This is a genomic window from Mycolicibacter sinensis (assembly GCF_001667375.1).
GTDB lineage: Bacteria > Actinomycetota > Actinomycetes > Mycobacteriales > Mycobacteriaceae > Mycobacterium > Mycobacterium sinense_A.
On record NZ_LZIN01000096.1, the window covers coordinates 14,163 to 26,151 of the forward strand.

Annotated in this window: 12 protein-coding genes; 5 read left to right on the forward strand and 7 right to left on the reverse strand. The window is 70.8% G+C overall.

Translation table 11 applies throughout. The features are described from left to right. Nucleotides 1–52 precede the first annotated feature (52 nt). Nucleotides 53–298, forward strand: coding sequence for a hypothetical protein (locus tag A5771_RS19240; protein ID WP_064856795.1), 246 nt, complete (start codon nucleotides 53–55; stop codon nucleotides 296–298). Between the two features lie 5 nt (nucleotides 299–303). On the opposite strand, the gene A5771_RS19245 is transcribed toward A5771_RS19240, so the two are convergent. From A5771_RS19245 to A5771_RS19255, 3 genes are read right to left on the reverse strand one after another with little or no spacing between them, the layout of a single operon-like run. Next, complete coding sequence (locus A5771_RS19245; protein WP_064856930.1) at nucleotides 304–1,122, reverse strand: alpha/beta hydrolase; 819 nt, start codon at nucleotides 1,120–1,122, stop codon at nucleotides 304–306. A 48-nt stretch (nucleotides 1,123–1,170) separates the two neighbouring features. Next, entirely contained in the window at nucleotides 1,171–2,157 is a 987-nt protein-coding gene (locus tag A5771_RS19250) for an ATP-binding cassette domain-containing protein (RefSeq protein ID WP_064856796.1), read from the reverse strand. Next, on the reverse strand, nucleotides 2,158–3,201 hold the full coding sequence (locus A5771_RS19255) for an ABC transporter permease (protein ID WP_064856797.1): 1,044 nt from the start codon (nucleotides 3,199–3,201) through the stop codon (nucleotides 2,158–2,160). It abuts the gene before it with no gap. 167 nt (nucleotides 3,202–3,368) lie between these two features. On the opposite strand from A5771_RS19255, the gene A5771_RS19260 reads away from it, so the two are divergent. After that, nucleotides 3,369–4,769, forward strand: a complete 1,401-nt coding sequence (locus tag A5771_RS19260) for a PPE domain-containing protein (RefSeq protein ID WP_064856798.1) — start codon at nucleotides 3,369–3,371, stop codon at nucleotides 4,767–4,769. Between the two features lie 19 nt (nucleotides 4,770–4,788). Here A5771_RS19260 and A5771_RS19265 read toward each other — a convergent pair whose 3' ends face one another. Then, on the reverse strand, nucleotides 4,789–6,189 hold the full coding sequence (locus A5771_RS19265) for a PPE domain-containing protein (RefSeq protein WP_064856799.1): 1,401 nt from the start codon (nucleotides 6,187–6,189) through the stop codon (nucleotides 4,789–4,791). A 104-nt stretch (nucleotides 6,190–6,293) separates the two neighbouring features. Next, complete coding sequence (locus A5771_RS19270) at nucleotides 6,294–7,520, reverse strand: JmjC domain-containing protein (protein WP_064856931.1); 1,227 nt, start codon at nucleotides 7,518–7,520, stop codon at nucleotides 6,294–6,296. A 131-nt stretch (nucleotides 7,521–7,651) separates the two neighbouring features. On the opposite strand from A5771_RS19270, the gene A5771_RS24400 reads away from it, so the two are divergent. Continuing rightward, a complete protein-coding gene (locus tag A5771_RS24400) occupies nucleotides 7,652–9,208 on the forward strand; it encodes a PGRS repeat-containing protein (RefSeq protein ID WP_064856800.1) in 1,557 nt (518 codons plus the stop codon). A 1-nt stretch (nucleotide 9,209) separates the two neighbouring features. Here the strand turns inward: A5771_RS24400 and A5771_RS19280 are convergent, their stop codons facing one another. Next, nucleotides 9,210–9,593: a nitroreductase family deazaflavin-dependent oxidoreductase gene (locus A5771_RS19280; protein ID WP_064856932.1), complete on the reverse strand. Its 384-nt coding sequence runs from the start codon at nucleotides 9,591–9,593 to the stop codon at nucleotides 9,210–9,212. Between the two features lie 2 nt (nucleotides 9,594–9,595). Beyond that, nucleotides 9,596–9,979 carry a nitroreductase family deazaflavin-dependent oxidoreductase gene (locus A5771_RS19285; protein WP_064856933.1) on the reverse strand — a complete coding sequence of 128 codons (384 nt, stop codon included), beginning with the start codon at nucleotides 9,977–9,979 and terminating at the stop codon, nucleotides 9,596–9,598. A 94-nt stretch (nucleotides 9,980–10,073) separates the two neighbouring features. Between A5771_RS19285 and hemL the strand changes: the two genes are divergently transcribed. Both hemL and A5771_RS19295 read left to right on the forward strand, forming a co-directional pair. After that, the gene (gene hemL / locus A5771_RS19290; protein WP_234783123.1) at nucleotides 10,074–11,387 is read left to right on the forward strand and encodes a glutamate-1-semialdehyde 2,1-aminomutase; all 1,314 of its coding nucleotides are present in this window, start codon (nucleotides 10,074–10,076) and stop codon (nucleotides 11,385–11,387) included. Then, on the forward strand, nucleotides 11,387–11,989 hold the full coding sequence (locus A5771_RS19295) for a histidine phosphatase family protein (protein WP_064856802.1): 603 nt from the start codon (nucleotides 11,387–11,389) through the stop codon (nucleotides 11,987–11,989). Before hemL ends, A5771_RS19295 begins: the two co-directional genes overlap by 1 nt.

Sequence of the window (11,989 nt, forward strand, 5' to 3'; positions counted from 1 at the left end):
AATCGTTTCAGCGTCTTCGGTGGCTGTTGCTGCCGCCGCATGTGCCCTGGTAATGGCCGGACCGGCCGCAGCCGACCCGGCCGACCCCGACCCGTTCAGCCCCAGCGACTGCATCGCCAACGCCAGTGCGGCCTGCAACGCCGGCCCGTACGGACCCGACAGCCTGACCAACCCGGCCAACATCAGCAGCCCGCTGAACCCGGACAACCCGGCCAACATCGACAGCCCGATGAACATCGACAACCCGGCGAACATCGACAGCCCGATGAACCCGGCGAACCCGATGAACCAGCCCTAGGAAAATCAGGAACCCAGCCAGGCCAATTCGCCCGGCAGCTGCCCCCGCCAGTAGGTCACATCGTGGCCGCCCGGTGCGAACCCGCCGGCCGGCGGCGGATTCAGCTGGCCGACGAAGCTTCGGGTCGCGTAATTGAAACTGTCCGAGGTGCCGCAATCCACTCGCAGCGGAATGTGGGCCAGCTGCGGCACCAGGCTGAACGGCGAACTCGTCCGCCAGTCGTCGACACTGTCGAACGCCCCGGCGGGCGCGCCGAAGTAGGTCATGTAGATCGCCGGGCTGATCGCGCAGATGCCGGCGGTGCGGGCCGGCCCCAGCCGGGTGCCCAGCAGCATTGCGCCGTAGCCGCCCATCGACCAGCCCATGAACCCGATCCGCGAGGTGTCGATGCCCTTGTCGGCCAGTATCGGGACCAGCTCATTGAGCACCATCGCCCCGGAATCCTGGCCGTTGCTGTGCGGTCGCCAGTAGGAGTTGCCGCCGTCGACGGCCACCACCGCGAACGGGGGCCGGCCCGAGGCGGTCAGCTTCGCCAGCTCCTCCTCAACCCCGAGATCCATCACCCAGGCGGCGTCGCCGTCCTTGCAGTGCAGCGCGATCACCGGCCGCAGCGGCGCGGTCTGCCCCGGCGGCCGGGCGATGATCCAGTTGGTCTCCACCCCGCCGCGGGCCGCGGACACGAACGACCCGGACTCCCGGGTGGGGTAGGCATTCCCGGTGGCCCGTGCCTGACCCGAGACCCACGTGCCCGAGCCGAACAGGCCCGCGGCACCGACCCCGAGGCGCAATGCAGCCCGGCGGGTCAGATCAGCCATGACAGGCATCATCTCGTGACCGCGCACCACGATTGGACAGGCACGCCGCAGGAACGGTCACGTTGATGCAGGGGCGTCCGGAGCCGGCGGGTGACCGAACTGTTCGCGAAACGCCTCCACGGTGTAGCTCACCACCGTCGCCTCGCGGGGCGCGCGGACGGTGGCCGAGCGGGGGATACGAACCATCGGGCCGAGCTGCCCGGCATAGTTGTCCGGCTTGCCGATCTTGAGCAGACCCCCGCCGGCATCGGACGATTGCGGTGCGATCTCCACCTCGCCCTCGGTGACGACGTAGATCAGATCCTCCACGGTGCCCTGTTCCAGCAGCACCGCGCCGGGCCCCAGCCGGACCGGTGCCTGCTGGGCGCGTGCCGGGGCAGGCGCCGCGGTCGGTGAGAGCTGGATGACGATGTCGGCCAGCGGCACGATCCGGGTGTCGTGGGTGGCCACCACCACGACGCGGTCACCGGCGGCGAGCACCCGCAGCAACTGCACGACTTCGTCGGCGCGGACGTAGTCCAGTTGCGCGGTGGGTTCGTCGGCCAGGATCAGCGGCGGGTCCAGGGCCAGGGCCCGGGCCACCGCCACCCGCTGCTGCTGGCCGCCGCTGAGCTGGCCGGGCCGGTGGTCGATCCGGTCGGCCAGGCCGACCCGGGTGAGCAGATCGCGGGCGCGTTCGGTGGCCGACCACTGCGTCCAGTCGGCCGCCCACAGCGGCACCATCACGTTCTCCAGGGCGGTCAGGCTCGGCACCAGGTTGAACGCCTGGAAGACGATGCCGACGGTGCGGCGCCGGTAGGAGGTGATCTCGCGGCGGTTCAGCGCGGTGACCTCGGTAGCGCCGAACCGGATCTCACCGCTGGTCGGGCTCAGGATCCCGCCCAGGCACGACAGCAGCGTGGTCTTCCCACACCCGCTGGGCCCGAGCACGACCACCAGCGATCCCGCCGGAATCTCCAGGCTCAGGCCATTGATGGGGCGAATCGGTTCCCCGCCGCCGGTCGCGTATTCGATGACCAGATCGCTGATCCGCAGGTCACCCATTTACGGCCCCCCGAACGCCAGCACCGGGTCGACAGCCACCGCGTGGCGCAGGCCCGCCAGGCTGGCCAGCAGGCCGATGCCGACCGCGGTCAGCATCAGCAGCGAGAACGACGACGACGTCACGGCCACCAGCATCGGAAACGCCGGCCCGATCGCCACCGCCAGGATTCCGCCGAGCACCGCCGCGGCCACCGTCACGATCACCGACTGCAGCGCCAGCCCGGCCAACACCATCCAGGTGGTCACACCCAGCGCCTTGAACACCGCGAAGTCGCGGGTGCGCTCCAGGGCCGACAGATAGATCAGCGAGCCCACGATCAGCGCGGCGACGCCCCACAGCAGCACCGACATGTACGACAGCGCCATCTGCGCCCCGGCCAGCGGGCGCACCATGTCGTCGACCGCGGCGGCCCGGTCCACCACCCGGTAGCCCTCGGGCACCTTCGCCGGGGTGCCCCGCAAGCCGATCGCCGAGGCCACCGGCTGCGCGGAGAACATCAGGCGCTGCGCTCCCGCGACGGTCAAAAAGCCATTGGGTTGCCCGGCCAGCGTCGTCGACTTCTCCACCAGTCCGACGATCCGTAGCTTGTCCGCCCCCATTTCGACGTCGTCGCCGATGGCTCGCTTCAGCGTCGTGGACATCGCGACCTCGTTGGGCTCGGTCGGTGCCCGCCCCGAAATGATCGGCGGCATCGCCTCCTTCGGGACGCCGTAGATGTTCACGTTCAGCGGTGACTCGCCGTCCTGCAGGATGGTGTTGCCGTAAACCACCGGCAGTGCCGCTTCGACACCGGAGATGCCGGCGACGTCGCCCGCCTCCTTCTGCGGGAACCGCGACGAGCCCATGAACGGACCGACGGCGGCCGTCTGGATCAGATAGCTGTCGATGCCCAGCGAATCGACCACGTGCTCCGCCTCGACCCGGAAGCCGTGGGTCAGCCCGGCCAGCACCAGAGTCAGCGCGAACACCATCGCGGTGCCCACGGCGGCGACGATGAACCGGCGCAGCCGCCACTGCAGGTCGCGCAACGCAGTGATCAGCATCCGCACGCGCGCATGTTATCGCAGCATGCGGCTGTGACCGCCATCTCGGCAGCTGAGCCGGACCCTTGCCCCGCAAAACCGGAATCGTAGGCCACGGGGGGCGATTTTCGGATAGAAATACACACACGACGGTTTCCGTCGGCGGTGCCCAGGGAGGGGGTCAGTGAATGAATTACGCTGCCCTGCCGCCGGAGGTCAATTCGCTGCGGATCTACACCGGCCCGGGCTCCACGCCGATGCGGGCGGCGGCCGCCGCCTGGAGCGGCTTGGCCGCCGAACTGCACTCGACGGTCACCTCCTATGAGACGGTGATCGCCGAGCTGACCGGCCAAGCCTGGCTAGGGCCGGCGTCGGTGGCGCTGACGCAGTCCGCCGCGCGGTACGCGACCTGGATGGCCGCCACCGCGGCGCAGGTCGACCAGACGGCGGCGCAGGCCAACGCGGCGGCCGCGGCTTACGAGGCGGCGTTCAGTGCGACGGTGCCACCCACGGTGGTGGCCGCCAACCGGGCCCAGCTGATGCTGTTGGTCGCCACCAACGTGCTGGGCACCAACACCGCGGCGATCGCCGCCAACGAGGCCGAGTACGCCCAGATGTGGGCACAGGACGCCGCCGCGATGTACGCCTACGCCGCGGCGTCGGCGACCGCGACCGGGCTGGCACCATTCCAGCAGCCCCCGCAGACCAGCAATCCGGCCGGGCCGCTCAGTCAGACCGCCGCGACCGGCACGGCGGGGCTGGACGCGTCGTCGTCGAACATCCAGTCGCTGCTGGGCCAGTTGGCCTCGGGAATCTTCGGATCCCCGCAGAGCACCGCGCTGCAGGCGGGGGCGGCGGCCGCGGCGGGAGTGGCCCAGGAGACCCCGGTTCTACCCGACCTGATCGGACTGAACCTGATCGCGGCGATTTCCCTGGGCGCGTCGTCGGCCGGCATCGCGCTATCGGCCGGCGCCTGGACGGCGGCCGACGCCAGCACCCGGGAGATCCTCTCCGAGCAGGATCAGTTGCGGATGGTGGAGTACGAGATCCTGCACAACATTGATCTGTTCTCGCCGTTGACCCCATCGCGGCCGAGTGGCTTCATCGGGGACGCGCTCTCGTCGGCGTCATCGGTGTCGTCGGTGACGTCCGCGGCCAGGGGCGAGGCGATCAGCGCCGGGAACCTGTCGGTGCCGATCAACTGGGCCGCCAACGCCCCGGAGGTCCGCACGCTGTCTTACACGACGCCGCTGGCCGGACCGGGCGTCGGCGGCGCACCGGCGGCCTCACTCGCCGGCGCCGGAAGCGCGTTCAGCCAGATGGCGCTGGCCGGCATGGGCGGCAGCGCGCTGGCCGGCTCGGTCAGCCGTGGCCGCGCCGACGCCGCGCCGGCTCCGGCGAACGCCCCCACGCCGCACCGTGCCGCCGGCCCGGCTGCGGATTCGCCGACCGGTGCGACCGGCGGCGACGGCACCCCGACGATGATGGGAATCGCCGCGGAGATCCGCGAATTCGCCGAGCTGCGCGATCGCGGTTTGATCACCGACGACGAGTACAACGAGCAGAAGATGCGGCTCCTGGGCCACTGAGACGGTCGGGGTATCTGGATCAGCCCGAGCCTTCGGGGCTCTCCCAGGTGTGCGGCAGCATCGGGGCACTGTCTGTCAGAGTCGTCAAACCCGTTACCGCAGAACCGGTTTCCTGGTGCACGGTGCCGGTGAAACCCAGCTGTCCCGCCCCGCTCGCCGAGTCGAGGTACTCGTAACGGTTGCCGGGGTCCCGCAGCCCCTGACGGTGCCGGCGCCGGCGGGCCTGACGCTCCGTGGTCGCGGTGACCGCGGCGGCCGCAGGCGCGGGGGAGCGCTGGGCCGCCGCTGGTGCGGCGAGGCGCATCGCGGTGGCCGCGCCGTGGTTCGGGCCGCTGCCGACCAGATACGGGAAGACCGCGGCCTCGGCTCCGGTGACCGGGGGCGGCATTACCGGGACGCCGCCGGCAGCCGTGGCGGCCGGGGCCAGTGTCGGCGGAGCCATCGCCGGGGGAGTGGCCGCGGCCGGGGCTGGCGGGGCGGCCAGCGTCGTCGGCGCAGCAGCGGACGCGGCGGGCACCGGCGGGCTGGGGGCCGGCAGCGCCGGTGCGGCGGGAACGTTGATGCCGGCCAACCCGGCGACCGCGGCGAGGCCGGCCAGCGGTGACGCCGGTGCGACCAGGCTGAGCATCGTCTCGGTCAGCGCCGTCACGGTCGGCGCCATCCCCAGGACGATCTCACCGGCGTAATGCGGGGCGATCGTCATCAGCACCGGGTCGCTGATCAGGCTGGTCAGCGGATTGTTGCTGGAAAGATCGGCCTGAATGGCCTCGTTGATCTCGGCGATCCGGGTGGTCCACCAGCTCTCCTGGTAGATGTTGCCGAAGTCCTGGGTCTGCTGCTGGTTCGGCCGGTGCTGGTGGTCGCGATGTACCGGTGTGTCGGGGTTGAGCACCGTGGGCGCCGTTGTCGCAGCCGGGGAGGACGCCACGGCCGCACCGGCCACCGCCTGATACGTCGACATCGTGCTGGCCGCCTGCACCCACATCCGGGCGTAGTCGGCCTCGTTGAGCGCGATCGGAATGGTGTTGACCCCGAAGAAGTTCGTTGCCTGCAGCACCGCGTGCACGGCGTGGTTGGCGGCCAGTTCGGCCAGGGTGGGCATCGTCGCCAGCGCGGAGATGTAGGCCGTGGCGGCGCTCTGGTGCCGGGCCGCCAATGCCATCGCGTCGGCGCCGGCTTTGGCCAGCCAGGTCAGGTACGGAACATTCGCGGCCACATAGGATTCCGCGCTCGGTCCCTGCCACGAGCCGGCCTGCACCGCCGCAAGCATCGTGGACAGCTCCTGCGCCACCACGGTGTATTCGGTGCTCAACGCGTCCCACATGCCGGCGGCCGCCAGCAGTGGCCCGGCACCCGGACCGCTGCTCAGCAGCGCCGAGTACACCTCCGGTGGCGACGCCATCCAGATTGGTGCCGTCATGGTCACCTTTCCCCGTTGCGAACGCCTCGATCCTATCCTCAAATCAAGAGCAATAACTGGATGTCGGCTGGGAATACGGATTTTACCCCCGGCAATCACCGCATTTATGGAATCACCGGTGCGGCTTGGGCGGTCCAGGTGGTCGGCCGCACCAGGAATCCACTCATGATCAGACTCCGCACCAGCTCCACCTGCTGGGCGTCCGTCAGCCCGGGCAGTTCGCCGATGCGGAACGGGTCGGTGCGCTCCGAGAGAAACCGCATCGCCGCTTCATGGTCCGGACGGGCGCTGACGATCAACTGGGCGAACTGCAGGCCGACGCCCTCGGCGGTCGTGGTCACCCGGGAGTACAGCGGCTGCTGCTTGTGCACCACCGTGTCGGTGTCGAGGCCAACGGTGTCGGAGACCTGTCCGACGACCGGGCAGCGGGCGCGCCGCAGCAGGAAATCCTGCATGGCGCCAAGACCTTCGGCCAGCGCCTCGGGAGCCGCGATGGCGGCCAGCCCGTCCCGGATCAACGTGCCCAGGCCGGCGCGCACCTGCGGGTCGTCCAAATGCCTTGCGGGCAAACGGGTGTGCACCGCATCGTCGCGCAGGCTCAGCATGTGCAGCGTGTGGGTCAGCAAGGTGAGCACCGTCGGCACGTGAATGCCCACGGTCAGATGCACCGACGCCTGCGATGTCGTCTCGGCCGAATGCACCCGGCCGCGGGGCAGATACAAGGTGTCCCCGGCGGCCAAATTCAGGCTGGTCGGCTCCGGCAGCCCGGCCGGGTCGACCTCATGCATCTGCTGCATCAGGTGCGGTGGCACCGGATCGTCGCCGTAGAAGTACCAGCTCTTGCTGCCCTGGATCTGCAGCACCAGCACGTCGTGGTGGTCGTAGTGCGGCAGGAACCCTGTCGAGGCCGGCGGGGTGAGGTAGGCGTTGACGTGCGTCGGGAAGTTCAGCTCCACCTCGACCGCGTGGGTCAGCGTCGACATCGGGCGCAGGTACTTCTCGATGTTGTTGCAGATGACCGTGTAGCCGCGGGCCATCTCGGCGTGAACCCGGGCCAGGTCCAGGGTGCCGTCGGCAAGGGTGTACTCCGGCGGCTGCAAATGATCGGCCCCGCGCACTAATCGCACCGCGGACGGCTCGGTGCGCAGCGCGGCCAGGAGCTGTTCGGCCGACGACGGGCCGGCCAGCAGGTCGAAGTAGTCGGCGCTGTCTCGGGCGATGTGATGCGGCGCGGCGCCCCACAGTTCATCGAGGAAGGTCTGCACCGTCACCGGTGCCAGCAACCAGGCAAGCGGGGACCCCGGGCCTGAGAAGCCACCACCGGCTGACATCGGCACAAAATACACCCGGCCACCTCTGGTATCTGCGGCGGCTATCGATCAGTCGATCCGCACCTGCCCAACGTTACCGGGTTGAATATCCGTAGTTGTGGAATCCGTACCTGGCTGGATAAGTTCGGTGGATGCCCGGTCGTCGCGCTGAGAACCAGAACCCTCGCCCCTCTCGTGCCGTCGGCGCGGCCACGTCGGTAGGCACGTTCCTGGCGCTCGGGCTCAGTCCACTGGCCGCCGCGCCGGCGCGCGCCGACTTCGATGAGCTGTTCTCCCTCGATGGGCTGATGGACGCCTTCGCTGGGGCCGACCCGGGTCCGGCGGAGGCGGACACCTTGGATCTGTCCCAGGTGGGCACCGATCTCTACACCTGGACGTCGGTGGTCGAGGTCGTCTTCGCCGGGCTGATCCAGAACCAGCTGTACGCCACCATCCACGATCTGGGCAACTTGTGGATCATGGGCCCGGGCGCCCTGATCGATCCGATCATCAACCCGCTCTTCGCATTCGACGGGGCCTGCGGGCTGATCTGTCACGGTGTCGACGGCACCGTGGATCACCCCGACGGCGGTGATGGCGGCTGGTTGTTCGGCGACGGCGGCAACGGCTACGGCGCGGGCAGCGACGAGAACATCGCGGCGGGTGTGGTCGGCGGCCACGGCGGTAACGCCTTCATGGTCGGCAACGGCGGCTGGGGCGGTGACGGCGGTGCCGGAGCCGACGGCGGTGACGGCGGCACCGGGGGCTGGCTGCTGGGCAACGGCGGCGAAGGCGGCTGGGGCGGCGACGGACTGGACAGCATCTCCGGCACCGCGGGCAACGGCGGTGACGGCGGACTCGGCGGCGACGCCATCTCGCTGTTCGGTGCCGGTGGGCGTGGCGGCGACGGCGGCGACGGCGGCTGGGGCAACGGCGGTGGCGACGGCGGCCGCGGCGGCAACGCCGGGGACGGCGGAAACGGGGTGGCCGGCTTCGGCGGTCCCGGCGGCTCCGGCGGGTACGGCGGCAACGGCGGGGCCGGCACCGCCGACCACCCCAGCGGCGGCAACGGCGGGGATGGCGGAGCGGCCGGTAACGCCGGCGACCTGGTGTTCATGGGCAACGCCGGGCCCGGCGGGTTCAGCGCCCCCGGTGGTAACGGCGGCGACGCGCTGGCCGGCTCCGACGGCAACGGCGGCAACGGTGGTCGTGGCGGTGACGGCGGCTCAGGCGGCTACGGCGGCGTCCCCAGCCACGGCCGGGTGGCCGGCGCCGGGGGCAACGGCGGCGCGGCGGGATCGTGGGCCGGCACCGCCGGAAACGGCGGCGACGGCGGCAATGGCGGCCAGGGCATGCTCGGTCACCCGGGCAGCGGTGAGAGCGGCGGCGGCGGCAAGGGTGGCACCGGTGGTGCGGGTGGTGCCGGTACGGCGGCGCATCCCGATGGCGGCGTCGGCGGGATGGGTGGCAACGGTGGCAACGCCGGAGACGGGGCCGCCGCGGTGGCCGGTGGTGCCGGAGGTACCGGCGGTGCCGGCGGTGCGGCGGCCGCCGGTGGCTCGGTCGGTCCGGGCGGACCGGGTGGCGACGGCGGTGACGGTGGCAATGGTGTCCAAGCCGGAAAGGCCGGCGCGGCCGGAGCCGGCGGGGCCGGAAACCCGGACGGCAACCCCGGGCAACCCGGCAACGCGGGCACTGAAACGGGGTAGGTCAGCCGGCGCGGTCCAGCAGCAGGGTGTGCGCCACGCCGGCGCGCCCGAGCAGCTGACGCCAGGGCGACCGCAGCAGCCCGACGGCCTCGTCGGTCGGCACTACTCGCGGACCGGTGACGGCGAACGTCTTGCCGGCGACCTTGACCCGTCCGCCGCCGGCCGCCTGCAGGTTCTTCACCCAGTCCCGGTCGGTTCCGTACGGCAGCAGCACCGCGACGCCGTCCGCGGTGTGGAACATCGAGACCGGGGTGCGGTAGGTCGCGCCGGAGCGCCGGCCGGTGTGCTCGACGATCGACCACATCGGCACCCAGCCGGAGATCGGGCGGAACAGCGGGTTGGTCACCACCCGGTTGAACCGGGCGCGGCGCTCGGAGAACTGCACCACTAGCTCTGCCTGGTGAGCAGGACCGCCTGCTCGAACGGCAGCCGCCCGAACACCCGGCGCGATCCCGGGCGCACGTGCGCCGCCGCCTCGTCTCGGCTCACCACCCGCGGATTCGTGACGGCGAAGGTCTTACCGTGCCGGCGCATCTTCGCGCCGCCGGCGGCGGTGATGTTCTTCAGCCAGTCCCGGTCCGGGCCGTAGGTGAGCAGGATGGCCACCCCGTCATCCGTGTTGAACACGCTCAGCGGGGTGCGGTAGGGCTTGCCGGATTTGCGACCGACGTGTTCGAGGATGCCGAAGCTCGGGGCCCAGCCGGCCCACATGCGCTGGATCGGGTTGGTGACGTGCCGGTTGAACCGGGCGAGGCGTTGCGGTAGTTGCATGGTCGCCATCCAACTCCGTGAGCCGGGTCACCTCAACCCCTGACAACTACACCCTGTAGTCGGCTGAGCTGCAGGAGCTGGGACACTGGTCGTCGTGGATCGTCTCCTTGCGGCATCGGAGCGGCTGTTCGCCGAGGCCTGCGCGGTGATTCCCGGCGGGGTCAACTCGCCGGCCCGCGCGTTCGCCTCGGTCGGCGGCACGCCCCCGTTCATCACCGAGGCCCAGGGCTGCTGGCTCACCGACGCCGACGGCCACCGGTATGTGGACCTGGTCTGCTCCTGGGGCCCGATGATCCTCGGCCACGCCCACCCGAAGGTGGTCGAGGCGGTTCGCACCGCTGCCGGTGCCGGCCTGTCGTTCGGGGCGCCGACGCGCACCGAGACCGACCTGGCGGCTGAGATCATTCGCCGGGTGCCCGTGGTGGGCAAAGTCCGGTTGGTCAACTCCGGCACCGAGGCCACCATGAGTGCGTTGCGGCTGGCCCGCGGCTTCACCGGCCGGGCCAAGGTGGTCAAATTCTCCGGCTGCTACCACGGTCACGTCGACGCGCTGCTCGCCGACGCCGGCTCCGGGGTGGCCACCCTGGCGCTGCCGTCCTCACCCGGGGTCACCGGCGCCACCGCCGCCGACACGATCGTGTTGCCTTACAACGACGTCGCCGCCGTCCGCGCGGCGTTCGCCGAACTCGGCGACCAGATCGCCGCCGTCATCACCGAGGCCAGCCCCGGCAACATGGGCGTGGTGCCGCCGGAGCCCGGCTTCAATGCCGCACTGCGGGAGATCACCGCCGAACACGGGGCGTTGTTGATCATCGACGAGGTGATGACCGGCTTCCGGGTCACCGAAAGCGGTTGGTACGGCGTCGATCCCGTCGACGCCGACCTGTTCACCTTCGGCAAGGTGATCAGCGGCGGGTTGCCCGCTGCGGCCTTCGGCGGCCGGGCCGAGGTGATGGACCGGCTGGCACCGCTGGGGCCGGTGTATCAGGCCGGCACGCTGTCGGGGAACCCGGTGGCGGTCGCCGCCGGGCTGGCCACGTTGCGCGCCGCCGACGCCGAGGTCTACGGCGCGCTGGACAAAAACGCCGACCGACTGACCGCGCTGCTGACCGAGGCGTTGACCGACGCCGGTGTGGCGCACCAGATTCCGCGGGCCGGCAACATGTTCAGTGTGTTCTTCGCCGAGGAGCCGGTCACCGACTTCGCCGCCGCACGCGCAAGTGACACCTGGCGCTTTCCGCCGTTCTTCCATGCCCTGCTGGACGCCGGCGTCTACCTGCCGTGCAGTGCCTTCGAGGCCTGGTTCGTCTCAGCGGCACTGTCCGATGACGCCTTCGAACGGATCGCGGCCGCGCTGCCCAGGGCAGCCGAAGCGGCCCGCGACGCAACCCCGGAGCCGAAAACCTGATGCAGACCCGCGTACACCTGATCCGCCACGGCGAGGTCCACAACCCCGGCCGCATCCTCTACGGCCGGCTCCCGGGCTTCCGGCTCTCCGAGACCGGTCGGGCCCAGGCCATTGCCGCCGCCGACATGCTGGCCGATGCCGACATCGTCGCGGTGATCGCGTCGCCGCTGCAGCGCGCCCAGGAGACCGCCGCGCCGATCGCCGCCCGTCACGGCCTGCCGGTCGACACCGACGAAGACCTGATCGAGTCGGCCAATATTTTTGAGGGCAAACGGGTTTCGCCGGGCGACGGCGCGTGGCGCAACCCGCGGTACTGGTGGCACCTGCGCAATCCGATCACCCCGACCTGGGGCGAACCCTATGCCGAGATCGCCGCCCGGATGGCCACCGCGGTGGACAAGGCCCGGGCGCGGGCGGCCGGCCACGAGGTGGTGTGCGTCAGCCACCAGTTGCCGGTGTGGACGGTGCGGCAGTACCTGAGCGGCAAGAGGCTCTGGCACGACCCGCGCCGACGGCAGTGCGACGTGGGTTCGGTCACCACGCTGATCTTTGACGGTGATCGGCTGGTCGACGTCGACTACCGCGTTCCGTCCGGCGGTTGA